Source organism: Pseudomonas sp. SID14000 (assembly GCF_002165135.1).
Lineage (GTDB): Bacteria > Pseudomonadota > Gammaproteobacteria > Pseudomonadales > Pseudomonadaceae > Aquipseudomonas.
In genome coordinates this window covers 1-18,425 of record NZ_NFZQ01000010.1, presented here as the reverse complement: position 1 = coordinate 18,425, position 18,425 = coordinate 1, and the positions used below count along the sequence as shown (strand labels likewise).

At 63.7% G+C, this 18,425-nt stretch carries 16 protein-coding genes and 4 pseudogenes; 6 read left to right on the top strand and 14 right to left on the bottom strand.

Annotated features, from left to right (window positions below):
- Nucleotides 1–37: 37 nt before the first annotated feature.
- The 4 genes from CAY82_RS16050 to CAY82_RS16035 all read right to left on the bottom strand — a co-directional run bounded on the left by CAY82_RS16050 (nucleotide 38) and on the right by CAY82_RS16035 (nucleotide 3,660).
- A complete protein-coding gene (locus CAY82_RS16050) occupies nucleotides 38–580 on the bottom strand; it encodes a helix-turn-helix domain-containing protein (protein ID WP_087502085.1) in 543 nt (180 codons plus the stop codon).
- 98 nt (nucleotides 581–678) lie between these two features.
- Nucleotides 679–2,097 (bottom strand): short-chain fatty acid transporter, encoded by a 1,419-nt coding sequence (locus CAY82_RS16045; RefSeq protein WP_087502084.1) that lies wholly within the window; start codon nucleotides 2,095–2,097, stop codon nucleotides 679–681.
- A gap of 172 nt (nucleotides 2,098–2,269) precedes the next feature.
- On the bottom strand, nucleotides 2,270–2,926 hold the full coding sequence (locus CAY82_RS16040) for a CoA transferase subunit B (RefSeq protein WP_025339254.1): 657 nt from the start codon (nucleotides 2,924–2,926) through the stop codon (nucleotides 2,270–2,272).
- A 35-nt stretch (nucleotides 2,927–2,961) separates the two neighbouring features.
- Nucleotides 2,962–3,660, bottom strand: a complete 699-nt coding sequence (locus tag CAY82_RS16035; RefSeq protein ID WP_087502083.1) for a CoA transferase subunit A — start codon at nucleotides 3,658–3,660, stop codon at nucleotides 2,962–2,964.
- Between the two features lie 140 nt (nucleotides 3,661–3,800).
- On the opposite strand from CAY82_RS16035, the gene CAY82_RS16030 reads away from it, so the two are divergent.
- Nucleotides 3,801–4,706: a LysR family transcriptional regulator gene (locus CAY82_RS16030; RefSeq protein ID WP_087502082.1), complete on the top strand. Its 906-nt coding sequence runs from the start codon at nucleotides 3,801–3,803 to the stop codon at nucleotides 4,704–4,706.
- Entirely contained in the window at nucleotides 4,694–5,515 is an 822-nt protein-coding gene (locus CAY82_RS16025; protein WP_087502081.1) for an aldo/keto reductase, read from the top strand. Before CAY82_RS16030 ends, CAY82_RS16025 begins: the two co-directional genes overlap by 13 nt.
- Nucleotides 5,516–5,673: 158 nt before the next feature.
- Here the strand turns inward: CAY82_RS16025 and CAY82_RS16020 are convergent, their stop codons facing one another.
- From CAY82_RS16020 to CAY82_RS15995, 6 genes are all read right to left on the bottom strand, one after another.
- Nucleotides 5,674–8,754 (bottom strand): error-prone DNA polymerase, encoded by a 3,081-nt coding sequence (locus CAY82_RS16020; protein ID WP_087502080.1) that lies wholly within the window; start codon nucleotides 8,752–8,754, stop codon nucleotides 5,674–5,676.
- The gene (locus CAY82_RS16015) at nucleotides 8,751–10,169 is read right to left on the bottom strand and encodes a DNA polymerase Y family protein (RefSeq protein ID WP_087502079.1); all 1,419 of its coding nucleotides are present in this window, start codon (nucleotides 10,167–10,169) and stop codon (nucleotides 8,751–8,753) included. Before CAY82_RS16015 ends, CAY82_RS16020 begins: the two co-directional genes overlap by 4 nt.
- Before the next feature lie 6 nt (nucleotides 10,170–10,175).
- Nucleotides 10,176–10,796: a translesion DNA synthesis-associated protein ImuA gene (gene imuA, locus CAY82_RS16010; RefSeq protein ID WP_087502078.1), complete on the bottom strand. Its 621-nt coding sequence runs from the start codon at nucleotides 10,794–10,796 to the stop codon at nucleotides 10,176–10,178.
- On the bottom strand, nucleotides 10,796–11,413 hold the full coding sequence (gene lexA, locus CAY82_RS16005) for a transcriptional repressor LexA (RefSeq protein ID WP_025339260.1): 618 nt from the start codon (nucleotides 11,411–11,413) through the stop codon (nucleotides 10,796–10,798). Before lexA ends, imuA begins: the two co-directional genes overlap by 1 nt.
- Before the next feature lie 170 nt (nucleotides 11,414–11,583).
- Complete coding sequence (gene yfcF, locus CAY82_RS16000) at nucleotides 11,584–12,216, bottom strand: glutathione transferase (protein ID WP_087502294.1); 633 nt, start codon at nucleotides 12,214–12,216, stop codon at nucleotides 11,584–11,586.
- 179 nt (nucleotides 12,217–12,395) lie between these two features.
- On the bottom strand, nucleotides 12,396–13,004 hold the full coding sequence (locus CAY82_RS15995; RefSeq protein WP_087502077.1) for a LysE family translocator: 609 nt from the start codon (nucleotides 13,002–13,004) through the stop codon (nucleotides 12,396–12,398).
- Nucleotides 13,005–13,217: 213 nt separating this feature from the next.
- On the opposite strand from CAY82_RS15995, the gene CAY82_RS15990 reads away from it, so the two are divergent.
- Nucleotides 13,218–14,186 carry a LysR substrate-binding domain-containing protein gene (locus CAY82_RS15990; RefSeq protein ID WP_256576288.1) on the top strand — a complete coding sequence of 323 codons (969 nt, stop codon included), beginning with the start codon at nucleotides 13,218–13,220 and terminating at the stop codon, nucleotides 14,184–14,186.
- Between the two features lie 21 nt (nucleotides 14,187–14,207).
- Here the strand turns inward: CAY82_RS15990 and CAY82_RS15985 are convergent, their stop codons facing one another.
- A complete protein-coding gene (locus CAY82_RS15985; protein ID WP_087502076.1) occupies nucleotides 14,208–15,257 on the bottom strand; it encodes an alpha/beta fold hydrolase in 1,050 nt (349 codons plus the stop codon).
- A gap of 219 nt (nucleotides 15,258–15,476) precedes the next feature.
- Between CAY82_RS15985 and CAY82_RS15980 the strand changes: the two genes are divergently transcribed.
- A complete protein-coding gene (locus CAY82_RS15980) occupies nucleotides 15,477–15,722 on the top strand; it encodes a DUF2790 domain-containing protein (RefSeq protein WP_170931088.1) in 246 nt (81 codons plus the stop codon).
- 31 nt (nucleotides 15,723–15,753) lie between these two features.
- On the opposite strand, the pseudogene CAY82_RS27085 reads toward CAY82_RS15980, so the two are convergent.
- A pseudogene (locus CAY82_RS27085) lies at nucleotides 15,754–15,984 on the bottom strand (LysR family transcriptional regulator); the annotation flags it as partial.
- A gap of 53 nt (nucleotides 15,985–16,037) precedes the next feature.
- Between CAY82_RS27085 and CAY82_RS15970 the strand changes: the two are divergent.
- Entirely contained in the window at nucleotides 16,038–16,694 is a 657-nt protein-coding gene (locus CAY82_RS15970; protein WP_087502073.1) for an HAD family phosphatase, read from the top strand.
- A 41-nt stretch (nucleotides 16,695–16,735) separates the two neighbouring features.
- Nucleotides 16,736–17,386, top strand: a pseudogene (locus CAY82_RS15965) (LysR family transcriptional regulator).
- A gap of 146 nt (nucleotides 17,387–17,532) precedes the next feature.
- Here the strand turns inward: CAY82_RS15965 and CAY82_RS15960 are convergent.
- Nucleotides 17,533–17,864: pseudogene (locus CAY82_RS15960) on the bottom strand (IclR family transcriptional regulator); the annotation flags it as partial.
- Nucleotides 17,842–18,425 (bottom strand): annotated as a pseudogene (locus tag CAY82_RS15955) (type IV secretion protein Rhs); the annotation flags it as partial. The pseudogenes CAY82_RS15955 and CAY82_RS15960, both read right to left, overlap by 23 nt.

Here is an 18,425-nt window from a genome sequence, read left to right as displayed (position 1 = left end):
GAGAAAAACCGTGGGAGCGCACGGGCGCCCCCATCGTTTACTCGTCTGCGTGGTGTACCACGACCAACAACTGCGCCGGCAACGGTCCTACCGATCTTAGCCGGTGTGGAATCTGGGCATTGAAATGCAGAGCATCGCCTTGCTCCAGCAGCACCCGCTCGTTCATGAAGTCCACTTCCACCTGGCCGGCGTGGACGAACAGGAACTCTTCGCCCAGGTGTTCCTTGAACGTGGGGTCGCTGAACTCCGACGGCGGCTGGATCAGGAACGGCAGCAGGCTGCGCTGCCCGACCTGGCTGGTGAGGGCAGCGTACCCCGGGCCTGCCCCGTCACCGACCAGGGCCTGGCGCTCGCCATGGCGCACCAGGCTGTAGCGGCTCTGGCCGGCCTGCTCTTCGGCGAACAGCTCTTCGACATTGACATTCAGTGCCCGCGCCAGCTTTAGCGCGGCGGCGATCGAGGGGGTGTTCAGGCCGCGTTCGACCTTGGACAGGTAGCTTTTGGTCATGCCGGTCTTGTCGGCCAGCAGTTCCAGGGTCATCCCCAGTTTCTTTCGCAGCAGTTTCAATCGGATAGACATGTGACGCGGGTTCCAGTCTTAAGCAGCCTCGCCATCATACGTGGACTGCCAAGGAAATGCTGGCTTGCCGGTGATGGGCCGCACAGCGGCCCCCGGCTTTACGGCATCACCGGCGGCAGGTACTGCAACGTCGTACCCAATGCCCACAGCAACACCAGCACCAGCGGCACATGCACCAGCAACTGCACGAACGAGAAGCCGATCAGGTCGCGTGCCTTGAGCCCCAGCACACCCAGCAACGGCAGCATGTAGAACGGGTTGATCAGGTTCGGCAAGGCTTCGGCGGCGTTGTAGATCTGCACCGCCCAGCCCAGGTGGTATTGCAGGTCATTGGCCACCAGCATCACGTAGGGCGCCTCGATGATCCATTTGCCACCACCAGAAGGGATGAAGAAGCCCAGCACCGCCGAATACACGCCCATCAACACCGCATAGGTGTCATGAGTGGCAATCTGGGTGAAGAACAGCGAAATGTGATGAGCCAGGGTCTGCTCATCGACGCCCTTCACCTGGGTGAGGATGGCCGCGATCGAACCATACAGCGGGAACTGGATCAGTACGCCGGTAGTGGTGGGAACCGCGCGCGCCACTGCATCCAGGAAGCTGCGCGGGCGCCAGTGCAGCAAGGCACCGAGCATGATGAACAACAGGTTGTAAGTGTTCAGCCCGGAAATGGCGGTAATCGCGGGCTTGGTGGCGAACTCCTGGTACAGCCAGCCGGCGGCCAGGGCAACCAGCAGCAGGATCAGGATCGGGCTGTGTTCCAGCCACTCGCCCGGGCGAGTGCGCTGGGGGGCCGGCGGTGCGGTGAAACTGGGGTCGACCCCGCAGTCCTGGGCGCTACGCGCGCTGTTCGGGCCAGGGGCCGTGGCGTAGGCGATCACCAGCGAGACCACCACCAACGCCGCCAGCATCACTCCGGACTGCCAGAGGAAGATGGTTTCGGTGAACGGGATCACCCCGGTAATCGACAGGATCGACGGTGGCAGGCTGGCCGGGTTGGCCTGCAGTTGCGCCGCCGACGAAGACAGGCCAAGCGCCCACACGGCGCCCAGGCCCAGATAGGCGGCGGCACCAGCTGCGCGGTAGTCCATCTTCAGTTCGGTGCGCCGGGCCAGGGCGCGCACCAGCAGGCCACCGAACACCAGCGACAGGCCCCAGTTAAGCAGCGACGCCAGCATCGAGATCAGCGCCACCCAGCACACCGCCGAACGGCCATTGCCGGGGATGCGCGCCAGGCGGTCGATCAACCGCGCAGCGGGCGGCGAGCTGGCCACCACGTAGCCGCCGATGACCACGAAGGCCATCTGCATGGTGAACGGGATCAGGCTCCAGAAGCCATCGCCAAAGGCCTTGGCAGTGTCGGTCGGCTTGGCGCCCATGGCCAGGGCGCCGATGCCCACCAGCATCACCGCCAGGGCAGCGAATACCCAGGAGTCCGGGAACCAGCGTTCAGCCCAGTTGGAGCAGCGCAAGGCAAAGCGGGCGGAGCGGCTGTCTTGGATTTCAGCGGCCACGGTTCAATTCCTTTTATTGGTTTTATCGGACACATCAGCAAAAACGCAAAACCCCTGCAGGAGCAGCCTTGTGCTGCGAAGGGGTCAGTACAGACAACACATCTCGTGCATGCCTGCGCTGGCCGCTTCGCAGCACAAGGCTGCTCCTACAGGGGGCGTGACGCTCGCAATCTTAGAAGGTCATTTCCTTCACATCATCCGGCACGATCAGCTTGCCGGCGGTCTTCTCGATGATTTCTTCAACGCTCACCCCCGGCGCGGTCTCGCGCAGGATGAAGGCGCCGTCTTCGATTTCCAGGTAGGCCAGGTCGGTCAGCACCTTGCGGATGCAGCCGGCACCGGTCAGCGGCAGGCTGCACTGCGGCAGCAGCTTGGACTCGCCGTCCTTGGAGGCATGCGTCATGGTGACGATGATGTTCTCGGCACCAGCCACCAGGTCCATGGCGCCGCCCATGCCCTTCACCAGCTTGCCCGGGATCATCCACGAGGCGATATTGCCTTGCACATCCACTTCGAAAGCGCCGAGCACGGTCAGGTCGACATGGCCACCACGAATCATGGCGAACGACTGTGCCGAATCGAAGATCGAGGCGCCGCGGCGGGCGGTGACGGTCTGCTTTCCGGCGTTGATCATGTCGGCATCGATGGTGCCTTCGGTAGGGAATTCGCCCATGCCGAGCAGGCCGTTTTCCGATTGCAGCATCACATCCATGTCGGCGGGTACGTAGTTGGCCACCAGGGTTGGAATGCCGATACCCAGGTTGACGTAGTAGCCGTCCTTCAGTTCACGGGCGACGCGTTGCGCCATCTGTTCGCGGGTCAGTGCCATGGTCAGGATCTCTTTGTTGTTCTGGTGAATGGCGCTCAGGCCTTGACGGTGCGCTTTTCGATACGCTTTTCGAAGGTGCCGACGATGACGCGGTCCACGTAGATGCCCGGGGTGTGGATCTCGCTGGGCAACAGCACGCCAGGTTCGACGATCTCTTCCACTTCGACCACGGTGATCTTGCCGGCGGTAGCCGCCAGCGGGTTGAAGTTTTGCGCGGTGTTGCGGTACACCACGTTGCCGTAGTGGTCGGCCTTCCAGCCCTTGACGATGGCGAAGTCGCCGGTGATGGATTGTTCGAGGATGTACTTGCGGCCGTTGAACTCGCGCACTTCCTTGCCGTCGGCAACCGGGGTGCCGTAGCCGGTGGCCGTGTAGAAGGCCGGGATGCCGGCGCCACCAGCACGCATTTTCTCGGCGAGGGTGCCCTGCGGGGTCAGTTCCACTTCCAGCTCGCCGCTCAGCAACTGGCGTTCGAACTCGGCGTTCTCGCCCACGTAGGAGGCGACCATCTTGCGGATCTGCCGGTCTTCCAACAGCATGCCCAGGCCAAAGCCATCGACGCCGCAGTTGTTGGAGACCACGGTCAGGCCCTTGACGCCACGCCGCTTGATTTCGCTGATAAGGTTTTCCGGGATGCCGCACAGGCCGAAACCACCAGCCAGTACCGTCATGTTGTCGGTCAGGCCTTCGAGGGCCTGTTCATAGGTTGCAACGCGCTTGTCCAGTCCGGCCATGCTGATCCGCCTTTTGTAGTTGTTGAACCGACGAGGCTGTCGGTGAGCGTGTGGGGACATCTTCACCGCAAGCGACTGATTTGTTAATTTTGTTTTAATCATCGATTAATAATTTTTGCAAAATAACCAACAGGCCTGTCATGAACGTCAAGCAACTGCGCGCCTTTGTCACCGTGGCCAAGTACCAGAGCTTCGCCCAGGCCGGTGAGCACCTGCATGTCTCGCAACCGGCCCTGAGCCTGACCATCAAGGCACTGGAAGAGAACCTTGGTGGCGCCCTGCTCAGCCGCACCACGCGCAGCGTCAGCCTGACTGCCGAGGGCGAGGTGCTGCTGCCGCTGGCGCGGCGCCTGCTGGCCGACTGGGACGACACCGAAGAGATGCTGCGCCAGCGTTTCACCCTGCAACTGGGCCGGGTTTCGGTGGCCGCCATGCCGGCCTTTGCCGGCAACCTGCTGCCCCACTCGCTCAAGGTATTTCGCCAGCGCTACCCGAAGGTCAACGTCACCGTGCACGACGTGATCAACGAGCAGGTGCAGGAACTGGTGCGCCATCGCCGCGTCGAACTGGGCATCGGCTTCGAACCGGACAACATCGATGGCCTGGATTTCCACCCGTTGTACCTGGACCGCTTCGTCGCCGTGGTGCCCGCCGATTCGTCCTTGGCCCAGCTGCCCCAGGTCAGCTGGGCACAGTTGCTGGCCGAAGACTTCGTGGCCCTGCAGCGCCCTTCGGCGGTGCGCCTGCTGATGGAGCAGAACGTGGCCGCCCGCCACGGCAAACTGGCGGTTGCTTTCGAGAGCCACCAGCTGTCGACCGTCGGCCGCATGGTCGCCAGTGGCCTGGGGGTCAGTGCCGTGCCGGCACTGTGCATCAATCAGATGCAGGAGCTTGGTGCCCGCTGCGTGCCCTTGGTCGAGCCCACGGTCGAGCGCCGCATCGGTGTGATTGCCCTCAGCGAACACAAGCTTTCCACGGCGGCGCAAGCGCTGCTTGAGGTACTGCTTTCCAATACCCGGATCCCGGAGGTGACATGCGTTACGTGAAACTGGCAGGTTCGAGCGTTCCGGCCATCGGCCAGGGCACCTGGTACATGGGTGAAAACCCGGCCCGCAAGGCTGCCGAGGTGGCAGCCCTGCAACAGGGTATCGAGCTTGGCCTGAGCCTGATCGATACCGCCGAGATGTATGCAGAAGGTGGCGCGGAAGAAGTCGTTGGCCAGGCCATTGCCGGGCGCCGCGACCAGGTGTTCCTGGTCAGCAAGGTGTACCCGCACAATGCCAGCCGGCGCGGCATGCCGGCCGCCTGCGAGCGCAGCCTCACCCGCCTGGGTACCGACTGCATCGACCTGTACCTGCTGCACTGGCGTGGCCAGCACCCACTGGAGGAAACCATCGAGGCCTTCGAGCGCTTGCGTGAGCAAGGCAAGATCAGGCGCTGGGGGGTTTCCAATTTCGACGTCGACGACCTGCGCGAGCTGCACAACCCCGATTGCGCCACCAACCAGGTGCTGTACAACCCGGCCCAGCGTGGCATCGAGTTCGACCTCTTGCCGTGGTGCGAGCAGCGCGCGCTACCGACCATGGCCTACTGTCCGCTGGCCCAGGCCGGGCGCCTGTTGCAGCACCCGGTACTGGCGGAAATCGCCGAGCGCCATGGGGCCACAGCGGCACAGGTCAGCCTGGCCTGGGTGACCCGGGATGACGGGGTGATAGCCATTCCCAAGGCCGTGGCGCCCGAACATGTGCAATTGAATGCGGCTGCGGGTACGTTGACCCTGACCAGCGAAGACCTGCGGGCAATCGACCGGGCGTTCCCGGCACCGACGCGCAAGCAGCGGTTGGCGATGGTGTAGCGACTGACACGAAATCGCTTTTTGTGGGAGAGAAGTGAATTCGCAAGCAATCCTCACCCCCTGTGGGAGCGGCTTTAGCCGCGAAGAATCCAACGCGGTGCATGGCACCGGCTGCGCCGGTGTTCGCGGCTAAAGCCGCTCCCACAGGGTGCCGGGGATTAATGGAAATCCCGGCTGCGCACATCCAGCCCTTGCAACAACGGGCTCACATCCTCCAGCCGCCGCGCTATCAGGTGGCGCACGCCATTCTCCTGCTCCAGCCGCCCGCTGACCTTGAGCAACTGCGACCCCACCAGCGCCCGCCGCTGCCGTTCGGCCAGGTCCCGCCACACCACCACATTGACCATGCCGTGCTCGTCCTCCAGGGTGACGAAGGTCACCCCACTGGCGGTCTGTGGCCGCTGGCGACCCACCACCAATCCGGCCACGGCAATGTTGTCACCATGCCCGACACCTTGCAGTTCGCATGAGCTGCGACAGCCCAGCGCCCGCAGGCGTGAGCGTAACAAGGCCAACGGATGCGGCCCAAGCGTGGTACCCAGGGTCTGGTAATCGGCCATCAGGTCCTCCGCCACGCTGGGGACAGGCAGTTCGACGGCGCTTTCCGGCAAGGCCTCCACTTCGGCGAACAAAGGCAGTTGCGGCTGCACCGCCGCCACCTGCCAGCGCGCCTGGTGCCGATCGCTGGCCAAGGCGCGCAGCGCGCCGGCATCGGCCAGGTGGGCGCGGGCACGCGGGTCGAGCCCGGCACGCAGACACAGGTCTTCGACATCGTGCCATGGCCGCTGCGCCCTCGCCTGCGCCAGGCGCCTGGCATCGGCCTCGGCAAGACCGCGCACCAGGCGCAAGCCCATGCGGATGGCCAGGGTCTCTCCAGGCTCAGGCTCGAGCGTGCAGTCCCAGTCACTGTGGCACACATCGACCGGCCTGACCTCGATACCCTGGCGCCGGGCCTCTTGCAGCAACTGGTCTGGGCTGTAGAAGCCCATGGGCCAGCTGTTGACCAGTGCGCAGGTGAAAATCGCCGGCTCATGGCACTTGAGCCAGCTGCTGGCATAGCACAGCAAGGCAAAGCTGGCCGCGTGCGATTCCGGGAAGCCATAGCTGCCAAAGCCCTTGATCTGCTCGAAGATGCGCTCGGCAAACGCCAACTCGTAGCCATTGCGCAACATGCCCTGCACCAACCGCTCGCGGTGCGGTTCCAGGCCGCCGTGGCGTTTCCAGGCGGCCATGCTGCGGCGCAACTGGTCGGCCTCGCCCGGGGTGTAGTCGGCCGCGACCATCGCCAGTTCCATCACCTGCTCCTGGAACAGCGGCACGCCCAGGGTACGCTCGAACACTGCCTTCAGTTGCGGCGAGGGGTAAGTCACCGGCTCCTGCTTCAGGCGCCGGCGCAGGTAAGGGTGGACCATGTCACCCTGGATCGGCCCGGGGCGGACGATGGCTACCTCGATGACCAGGTCGTAGAACTTTTCGGGCCGCAGCCGCGGCAACATGGCCATTTGCGCGCGTGACTCGATCTGGAACACGCCCATGGTCTCGGCACGGCTGATCATCGCGTAGGTGGCCGGGTCTTCGCCGGGGATGGTCGCCAGGGTCAGATGCCGGCCACGGTGCTGTTGCAGCAGGTCGAAGCAACGCCGCAAGGCGCTGAGCATGCCCAGCGCCAACACGTCGACCTTGAGCAGGCCGACCATGTCCAGGTCGTCCTTGTCCCACTGGATCACCGTGCGCTCCGGCATCGCGGCATTCTCCACCGGCACCAGCTCGTCCAGGGGTTGCTGCGAGATAACGAAACCGCCCGGGTGCTGTGACAGGTGCCGGGGGAAGCCGATCAGTTCGCCGGCCAGCACCAGCACCCGCCGCAGCGAAGGGCTGCCCGCCTCGAAACCGGCCTCGGCCAGGCGCTGGTCATCGGGTATGCGATCGCTCCAGCGGCCACAACATTTGGCCAGCGCGTCCACCTGGTCGGCGGGCAGCCCCAGCACCCGTGCCACATCCCGCACCGCACCGGCGGCATGGTAAGTGTTGACCACCGCAGTGAGCGCCGCCCGGTGCCGACCATAGCGACGGAACACATACTGGATCACCTCCTCGCGCCGGTCGTGCTCGAAGTCCACGTCGATGTCCGGCGGCTCATTGCGCTCGCGCGACAGGAAACGCTCGAACAGCAGGTGGTGTTCCATGGGGTCGAGCTCGGTAATGCCCAACACGAAGCACACCACCGAGTTGGCAGCCGACCCCCGGCCCTGGCACAGAATGCGCTGGCTGCGGGCGAAGGCGACGATGTCGTGTACAGTCAGGAAGTAGCTTTCGTAGCCCAGCTCCTCGATCAGCGCCAGCTCCCTGGCCAGTACCTCCCGCACCTTGCCGCTCGGCCCGCCTGGCCAGCGCAATGGCAAACCCTGCTGGCACAATTGGCGCAACCAGCTCGCCGGGGTATGCCCCTGGGGCACCAGTTCGCGTGGGTACTGGTATTTCAACTCGCTCAGTTCGAACTGACAGCGCGCAGCGATGGCCAAGGTCTCGGCCAGCAGGTCGGCAGGATAGAGTTCGCCCAGTTGCGCCTGGCTGCGCAGGTGCCGCTCGCCATTGGCAAACAGGAAGCGCCCGGCCTCGGCCACCAGGCAATGTTGGCGAATGGCGGTCATGCAATCTTGCAGGGCGCGACGACCGCGCACGTGCATGTGCACGTCGCCACAGGCCACGGCGCGAATGCCGACCCTGGCCGCCAGGCCGCGCAAGCGTTCAAGGCGCAAGGTATCGTCACTGCCGCGGTGCAGGTGCACGGCCAGCCACAGGCGCTCGCCGAATACGCTGCGCAGCCACTGCCCGGGGGTGGCATCGCCACTGTCATCGGACACCCACAATGCCAGCAGGCCCTGATGATGCTGCTGCAGGTCATCGCGAAACAGTTGGTACTCGCCCTTCTGCGCCCGCCGCCGGGCCCGGGTGATCAGCGCGCACAGGTTCTGATAGCCGGCCAGGTCCTGCACCAGCAGCACCAGCCTGGGGCCATCCTGCAACTGCACTTCACTGCCCACGATCAGCCGCAGCTGGTGTTCCTTCGCCGCCTGCCAGGCACGGACGATGCCGGCCAAAGTACATTCGTCAGTGATCGCCAGCGCCTGGTAGCCCTGTTCACGCGCACGCCGGAACAGCTCGTCGGCGCTCGACGCGCCGCGCTGGAAACTGAAGTTGGACAGGCAATGCAGCTCGGCATAACCCGGGGTGTTCATGCGAACCAGCCCTGCAGCCACAACGGGCCGGCCTTGCCCAAGTCGCGGTAGGCCCAGCCGCGCAGGCCGTCACGGGTTTCGATGCGGTAATAGTCGCGGCGCACATCACCGCCATCCCACCAGCCCGACTCGATGCGCTCGGCATGGCCTTGCACGCGACAGCCGGCTTCGTCCAGTGCCACGGGAGCCGGCAGCAGCCAGCCAGGGCGACTGCCAGGGACGACCGGCATGTTGCCCTGGGCACCCTGCTCTACCGCTTGCCAGGCACATTCGGGGCGATGATCGGCTGCCGCGCTCAGGCCCTTGACCGCCTCATCCCCCAGGCGGGCGCGCAGCCGTTCGCGCAATTGTTCCCAGGGTTGCGCCTGTTGTGCACGCGGGTCGAACAATGCCTGGTGCTGCGGCACGAAGGGCGGCAGGTCCTCGGCAACCAGCCGCAGGTTGCGCACCGGTGCGGGAATGCGCAGCGGTTCCAGGCGCCCGCGCGCCAGTTCGAACAGCATCGCGGCATCGCGTTCGGCGGCCAGCAGGCCCACCCTCAGCAAGGTATCCGGCCCTTCGGCGTGCTCCAGGTGCAGGCAGAAACGCTGCACGCCACAGTCACGCCCGGCGAGGAACGCGGCAAGGTCGTTGAGCATGCGCCGCATCGGGAACAGCAGGGCCTGGTGTGATTCGACGTCGAAGTTCAGCTCCAGCCGGGTCTCGAAACGGTCCGGAGGCTGGTAGAAGTCCAACCCCAGGTTGCGCAGGCCGAGCAGTTGGTCAAGGTGCAATTGCACCTGGGCCGGAAAGCGCCTGGCCAGGCTGTCGCGGGGCAAGGCCAGTACCTGGCTCAACTGACGCAGCCCCATGCGGGCAAAGGCTTCGGCAGCCTGCGCAGGCAAGCCGATACGCTCGATGGGCATACCCAGCAGCGCCGCGCGGGTGGCGTCGGCATCGCTCACGGCCAAGCCATCGTGGCCGTTGGCGAGCATGCGCGCCGCCACCGGGTTGCTGGCCAGGACGATGCGTTGGCGCAAGCCCAGTTCCGCCAGCTCCTGGCGCAGGCGTGCCTCGAACAGCGGCCAGGGGCCGAACAGCTGCAGGCTGGAGCCCACCTCCAGCAACAGCGCCCGTGGGTAGTGCAGGCTGACCTGGGCGCTGAAGCGGTAGGCCCAGGCTGCCAGCAACTGCTGCACCTGGTCGATGCGCCTGGGGTCGGCTTCGACGCAGCTGAAGCCATCGGCCAGTGCACGTGCCGCCGTCAGGGTTTGCCCGGCCCGCAGGCCCAGCGCGGCCGCCGCCGGGTTGACCGCCTGCAGTACGCGTCGCTGGGCCGGCCCGCCAAGCAGCACCAGAGGTGTATCGGGGTCGTCACGCTCACGCAGGACCGTGTCCAGCGCCAGCTGAGGGAACAGGATGCAGGCCCAGAGCATGCTGCATCAGCCCCGCCCCGGGCAGGCGATGGGCTGCGCCGGTGGCATGCCGCCACGGCTTTTCAGCACGCGCCATTGTGCCGGACGGGTGTCGATGGCAATGCGCAGCGCTGCAGGTGAAGGGTTATGCGCCGCCTGTTGCGGCCTGCAGGCGAAGGCCAGCGCCTGGCCGGTTTCGGCAGCCACCTGCAAGCGCCGCAGGGCGCGGTCATCGGCACGCTCCGGCCAGCACAGCACCGCTGCGCAACTGCCGGAACGCAGGCACTGCTCGGCAGCCCACAGGGCATCTGCAGGTTCGGCGGCCACCTGTACCAGCCAGCGCAGGTCCACCCCTGCGGCCTGCCAGGCCGGGGCGTAAGGAATGAATGGCGGTGCCACCAGTACGATTCGGCTGGCCTCGGCACTCAAACGGGCCAGGGTTGGCCACAGCAGCTGCAATTCGCCACAGCCGGGGCTGGCCAGCAACAGTTCGCTGAGCGCAGACGCCGGCCAACCGCCTTCCGGCAGGCACTGGTCAAGGGCAGCATGGCCCGTGGGCTGCAGGCCGAGTGGCCGCGCCTGGGCCTGCCGACCGCGCCATACCCGGCGCTGGTCGAGCAGCCTGTCGAGGTCGACCACCGCGCCCATCAGTCACGCCTCAGCAAGCCGCAGAACACGCCTTCGATGAAGAACTCCTGTTCAGGTCGCACATCGATGGGCGCATAGGCCGGGTTGCGTGGCAACAGCCGGTAATTGCCACCCTGGCGTTGCAGGCGCTTGATGGTCACCTCGCCGTCCAGGCGCGCGACCACGATCTGGCCATCACGGGCGTCGGCCTGCTGGAGGATGCCGACCAGGTCGCCGTCGAAAATGCCGTCGTCGATCATCGAGTCGCCACGCACCTTCAGCAGGTAGTCGGGGGTACGGCGGAACAGGCTGGGGTCGAGCAGCAACTGCTCGTGAATGTCGAGGTCCGGGCCGATGGGGGCGCCTGCCGCCACCTGGCCGAGCACCGGCACTTCGAGGATTTCCGGGCGGCGCAGCCGTTCGGCCAGGCGTATGCCCCGCGCCTGGTTCGGCGTGACGTCGATGTAGCCGGCCTGGCACAGGGCGGTGATGTGCTTGCGCGCCACGCTGCGCGAGGCAAAACCGAAGCGCGTGGCGATATCGGCCAAGCTCGGCGGCTGGCCGTGGTCGGCGATACGCTCACGGATGAACTCGAAGATGGCGCGGCGTTTTGGGGTTAGATTGTCCATGGAGCACATTTGTACTCTTTTCGGAGCACGCTGAACAGCCCCCTTCGTCGTCGGCTTCGCGGCTACGATCAAAAGCAACAGGTTGCCTGGACTGATACTCCAGAGAAAATGCCAGTACAGGGCATTGAAATGTCAGCAAACGTGATGTCGCTTTCCCGCCTGACCGCCATGCGCTGCCGCTATAGCAAAGGTCGCGTCAGCTTGACCCACTCCTGCACGGTCGGGCGCTGCCATTGTCGCTGAGCATAATCCTCCAATCTGGCAGGAAGACTGTCACCATTGAATATCAATCGATTGAGCATCAATGCGAGATCAACATCAGCGATAGACCAACGACCAAACAGGTAATCGGGATCATCGGCAAGCAACAGTTGTGCTGCATTCACCAACTTTTGTTTTGCAGACTCAGCCGAGGCGGACAAGGGGCCGGATTTGACGCCATAGAATACGCCGAGCGTGGAACGCTCCTGACGAATGGGCAGCAGGTCACTGCGTAGCCATGCCTGAACTTGCCGCGCCCTGGCACGTAGCAGTGAGTTCACTGGGTAAATCGGCGTCCGCGGAAAAAGCTCTTCAAGATACTCTGTGATTGCCGATGACTCGGACAACGCAAAATCGCCATGCACCAGGGTGGGCACTCTCTGCGTCAGCGAAAGACGGGAAAAACCTTGCGCCTGATGTTCCAGTGTGCCCAGGTCAAGGGAACTCAATTCGAACTCGATTTCCTTTTCGCGAAGTGCCACAAAACACGACATGGCGTAAGGACTGGTGAATTGAGCGTCAACGTACAAGCACAGCCTGGAATTGTTCATCGCGTCATCTCCATATGCGGGAACCATCAGGCTAAGAGATCCGTCACCATAAATAAAATTCATGTTTTTCATGGGGGCATTCCTGCCTGGAATGCAATTATGACGGGCACTTTATCCGTAAAGCAGTGACACGTCGTAATCCCCCGCACAGCCGCCTGGTTAAAGTGTTTTGAAGCAGTTCATTTACTGGCCGAGGCCATCAGAACACCAAAACAGAAGAAGGTGATGCCGGAGAGTTTGCCGACAATTCGCGCACCGCGGTCGCTCGACAACCAGCCCCTGGCGCCATTGGCCATCAGCGCATAGCCGGTGTGTACCAGCACGACCAGCAACGCGTAGGATGAAACCAGCAGGAAGAACTGACGGTAGTAGTTGTCCTGCGGACTGATGAATTGTGGAAACACCGCCAGGAAGAAGAAACCAGCCTTGGGATTCAGCAGCTGGATCGACAACGCTTCGACGAAGCGCCGCCAGGGTTGCGTGGCGGTCACGGTAAACGCCGGGATGAAACGCTGGGTACGCCACATCTTCCCCCCCAAGTACAACAGGTACAACGCGCCGACGTACTTGAGCACGGTGAACGCCGTTGCCGAAGTCGCCAGGACCAACCCCACGCTGCTGGCCGAGAGCCCGGCGACGATGAAAGCGCCCAAGGCGATGCCAAAGATCCCCGGCAGCGCACCGCTCCAGCCGTGGCGCAGGGCATTGGAGAGGGTCAGCACCACCCCGGGACCGGGGCTTAACACGGTGAAAGTCGCGAGGACAAGGAACAGTCCATAGCTAGCCATGCAAAATGCCTCCTGGCATTGAACTGAAGCGTGTTAGGGCCGTCCACGACACCCGAGGATCAACGCCGCACGCAGCGAAGTCCGATCAGCGAAGCGGATGGTTGTTGCGCACATGGACGAAGACCAGAACAAATAGAGCGGCGTCAGCGTGGCGTGAAACACCATCGCTGACAAACGCTTTATTTGTGCCCCTGATGTGACAAAATTAGACACATGATCAGCGACCTCCCACCCTTGAATGCCCTCCGGGCCTTTGCCTCGGCTGCGCGTCACCAGAGCTTCAGCCGTGCCGCCGAGGAGCTGCACGTCACCCACAGTGCTGTCAGCCGCCATATACGCCTGCTCGAAGAGCACCTGGGCGTAATGTTGTTCGAACGCCGAAATCGGCAGTCGCTACTCACCCCGAGCGGCCAGACTTACTATGAACAGATCAACCTGGGCCTGGCGCAGATCGCCAACGCCACCCAGGCCCTGACCCGAAGCAGTACATCGCGCAAGGTAATCATCAACGTGCGCCCCTCCTTTGCCGTGCGCTGGCTGATCCCTCGGTTACCCGATTTCATGACGCAGTTTCCGGAAATCCAGCCCGAAATCGTGACCAGCACCCTGGCCCCGGACCCATCGCGTGAGGCCTTCGATTTGGTGGTGCGTCGGGGCAGCGCAGGCTGGGCGGCCAACCTGGAACCGAACATGCTGTTCGAGGACGAGCTGCTGCTGGTCGCCGCGCCTTCTCTTCTGGAGGCGATACCGGTTCAGGCGTCGTCGGATGTGCTGCGCCATACCCTGCTCTCGGGCAGGACACGCAGTGGGGATTGGCAGGCCTGGTGCAAGCTGGCCGGTGTCAGCCAGGCAAGACAACGGCCAGCGCTGCAGTTCGATCACATGCACCTGGTGCTGCAAGCTGCCGTCGACGGCCTTGGCCTGGCGCTGTGTCCGGCCACGCTGCTGGGCAAGGATCTTGCCACCGGCCGACTGCACACCCCGCTGCCTCATCTACGACTGCCGCTGACTCGCTACTACTATGGGGTGTCGCAGGAGGCAGTCGCCGAGACCCAGGTATTTATCGACTGGATGCTCTCTCGGCTCCAGCATGGCATCTGTGCCCCCCCCTTGATTAGCGCCCGCTGCCCAGAAGTGTGCCAGCCCAGACTGCCCCCAGATCACCTCGGATTGACATCCTGAACGAGCGGGGGCTGACCGGGATCAACGGTCACCCGTTGCGAAATGCTGCTCCAGGAACTCAGTCACCAACGAGGCAATCTGCAACTGGATCGACGCCCGCGACCGGGCGTTATCGCCGTCCCGGCATATAACACCATCCCCTGGCGCATCGTCTTCGAGCAACGCCATCGCGCCTGGTTTGCACGCCGACAAGAAGCTGAAATGGCTGGCGTCCTCGACCTCGACATAACGACTCGTCGCCAAGGGCAGACGCTTGGCCAGGTCAGCAGATTCCAGCTGCGCGGGAAGGTCTTCAGAAGGCGCGCCGGCCGCAATCACCAACGTCGGCACTGGCAAAGCCGCAAGGCTTTCATCGGTCAGGCCACGTGACAGGCCAAGATCCAGGGTAACGATGGCGGTGACACGACTGTCGCGCAGATCGCCGCCCAGTCGAGCTTTCGATGCCGGGGCGCTATCGGCATTGATCTGTTTGTAGACGCTGCAACTCGACAGCTGCGGATGGATGAAACAGTCCTGGGCAAAACGCTTGGGATCGAACCGGGCGCCGGCAATTTCCAGTGCGGTCCAGCCACCCAGTGAGTGGCCGACCACTGCAACTTGGCCCTTCGCCACCCGTCCGAACTGATCCGTCTGGGCCATGACCGCATCGATGGCCCGCCGCAAGTCGATGGGACGCTGCCACAACTGTGCCGCGGCCTCAGGGCTGCGATCGCGGGTGGTCGTGCCAGGGTGGTTGACCGCCGCCACGATGTAGCCTTGGTGAGCCAGTGCACTGGCCAGCCACGACTGGTTTCCCCAATTACCGCGAAAGCCGTGGGAAAGCACCACCAATGGATACGTGCCTGCAGCTGGAGGTGCATCGCGCACAGCGAGGTCACCGATGAAAACCGGGGTATCAGCGATCAACTGTGGTGTCGCAGTGGTCGTACTCGGGTACCAGACGACCAGCTCCACCGGGCGGTCAGTTTGCCTGTCCGGTAATGTCGAGACCTTGAAGCCAATGGTCTTGTAGCCAGCGAATGCAGGTATGTCCAGGCAGATAAAGAGCAACAAGCCGAGCACTGTTTTCATTGCTTTTCTTCCTTGATGGGTCAGCGTCGATCGGACGCAAACCGGTGCGCGGGAAACATATCAGCCATCGTGGCGGCCCACACAGTCTTTCCGACGATGCAGCCCTTCAATAGACATGATAGTGGAAATATACTTTGCGCACTAAACATTATCGCGCAACATTTATCCCAGGCAGCAAGCAGTCGCTGATCCCACTACCCAAACTAACGGAGAATGATCATGACCTTCATCAAAGCAATCACCATCGCCACCCTGACCCTCGGCAGCAGCGTCGGCGCCTACGCCCAGACCGCCTCCCCGTACCAGTACGGCATGAACCTGGACATCGCCCAAGTGATCGCGGTGGAGGCCCCGAGCCACGCCACCGGCCACGCCGACACCGCCACCCTCACCTACCGTGACAGCGACGGCAAGGTGCAGAAGATCAGCTACCTGCGCCCAGCCACCTATGCCAACCAGAACTGATGACCAAACCAGTCTTCAGCCTTTGCCGCATGGGGTGCAAGCCGTTGGAAGCCCGGCTTGCACGCCCTGCGCCGCCAGCGAGGACAGGCACGGCATGATATTCGAAGCCGGAGCGTGCCAACGGACGGTTACTCAGTAGGCGTTCCTGCTTCGACAGTTGCTCACTCGATGCGCAAGCGCCAACCCCGAGTTGGAGTACAGCTCTGCCAAGGCTGCCGTACTCCAGTACACTCAGGAAGTAGCGAAGTTCACGTAACTCCAAAGGCAAAGAATCTCCCTTCTGGCCCGCCCACGATTTCTTGACCTGGATACCCAATGCTGACTGCCCTGCTGTTCGACCTCGACGGAACCCTCACCGACACTGACACCTTGCACCTGCAGGCCTTTCGCCAACTGCTGCGCGAGCATGACGGCCGCGAGCTGAGCCAGGCGCAGTTCAATGCCCAGGTCAGCGGCCGCGCCAATGGCGAGCTGTTCGCCGAGTTGTTTGCCGATGCCAGCGCCGAGCAGTGCCAGGTGCTGGCCGACCGCAAGGAGGCGCTGTTCCGCGACATGTCGCCAGCTCTTGAGCCGATGCCGGGCCTGGTGCGCCTGCTGGAACATGCCCGGGCTCGTGACATCGGCATGTGCGTGGTGACCAATGCACCGCGGCTGAACGCCGAGCACATGTTGAACGCCATGGGCCTGGGCCAGCGCTTCGCGCATGTGCTGGTGGCCGAGGAACTGGCACGGCCCAAGCCGGACCCGTTGCCCTACCTGACCGGGTTGCAGCGGCTGGGTGCCGAGGCCGGGCAGGCACTGGCCTTCGAGGATTCGCTGCCGGGGGTGGTGGCAGCAAGTGGCGCGGGGATTTTTACCGTGGGCGTGGCCACTACGCAGGCGCCGGAGCGGCTGCTGGCAGCGGGAGCCGGGTTGGTGATCGATGATTTCAACGCCCCGGCGTTGTGGGCCTTGATCGAATCCATGCAATGACCTGGCGCTCCTACAGGAGACACTCTACAGGCTCTGGACACATGCTGATCGACGAAGCACTGCCCCTCAAGAAGCTGGAAACCTTCCTCGTCTTAATGCGCACCGGCAACCTCGGCCGCGCCGCCGCGGAGCTGGTCACCAGCGCCGTCAGCGTGCACCGCGCCATCCACACGCTGGAAAGCGCACTGCGCTGCCCGCTGTTCAAGCATGAAGGCCGCCAGCTGATCCAGGAGGCCGAGCAGATGGTCCGCCATACCCGCGAACCCGCCACCTTTTATGCCAGCGCTTCCGCCTGGGTGCGCTCTACTCGCCGACGGTAATAACCGTGCCCAAGCTGGTCATGGGCCTCAAGTTGCACCGCAGCGAACTCAACATCGATCTGCCCCTGGGCTCCAACGTCGATCTGCTGCAGCGCCTGAAGAACTTTGTCACCCACCGCGATGGCGCCCGGGTGTTCCTGCAGGCCGGCTTCGAACCCAAGGTAGCCATGCAGGTGAACGATATCTTCACCCTGCTGAGCATCGTCAGCTCGGGTGTGGGCTCTGCCCTGCTACCAAGGCGTATCGCTGCGGTGTACGAAACCGGGTCAGGCTGATTGCACTAAAGCCGCAATATCGCTTGCAGCAGCATAGCGGGAGCCAAACCTGCTGGCGTTGCTGGCGGAGTGCCGGATCTACAGCCTTGAGCGCTGAAGGGCCTTGGACACCGCTTCTTTTTGCTGTTTGCTGCACTGGCCTCTTCGCGGGGGAACCCGCTCCCACAAGTACCGGGCAGCCCCGGGCAATGCACTTTCCCTGTGGGAGCGGGTTTACCCGCGAAGAGGCCGGTACAGGTTGACTCAAACTACCAAAGCCCGCTGCACCTCGCCCACCGTGGTCGCCAGGCTGTTCAAGTGCAGGTTCAACGCTCGCTCCACCGTTGCCTGGTCCAGCGGCCAGTGCAAGGCAATGCTCCCGGCCAGGCGCCCTTCGGCATGCACCGGCAGGGCAATCGCGCGAATCAGGAACGGCAAGCGCACCGGGTACTCCCAGTGCCCTTCGGTGCGCTGGCCGAACCCCTTGTTCGCTTCCTCCTCGATATCGCGCAGCACCGTCTTGTCGCCCCCCGCTCATGGGTCACCAGGCGCTGCACTTCATCGGCCGCCAACTCACCCAGGCATGCCCGCCCCATCAGCCTGATCAACCCGCGCCAACGGCGCATAGCTACCCGGCTCATACAGGTACAGGATGCTCTGCCTTGGCGTCTCCTCCCGCAGCATTCTCAGCCCTTGCCAGAGGAAGCGCTTCTGCTCGACTTCGCCGTTGATTTCCGCCTGCTTGGCTATTCGCCGCCCCAGGCTGTCGTAACGGTAGTGCCCGGTACTCTCCAGCTTGCCATTGACCAGCGTCTCCGCCCGCACCAGCCGGTTCTCGCAGTCATAGCTAAAGCTCTGCAGCTTGCTATGCCCCGAGCGCTTCTCGATCAGGTTGCCCCACGGATCATAACGGTACTCCTGATCCCGCCACTGTTTGATCCGATTGTCCTTGACCTTGTCGAACTGCCGCGCGTTGAAGTCCAGACGGTTGGCCGCCGCGTCGTAGCGGAATTCCTCGCTACCCACCAGTGAGCCGGTATCGCGGCTGCGCAACTGGCCGTTCGCTTCATACTCGTACTTGATCTCGCCCCGCAGCTTGTCGAGGGTTCGCACCAACTCTCCAGCCGGGTCGTACTGGTAACGGCGGTGAATCGGGT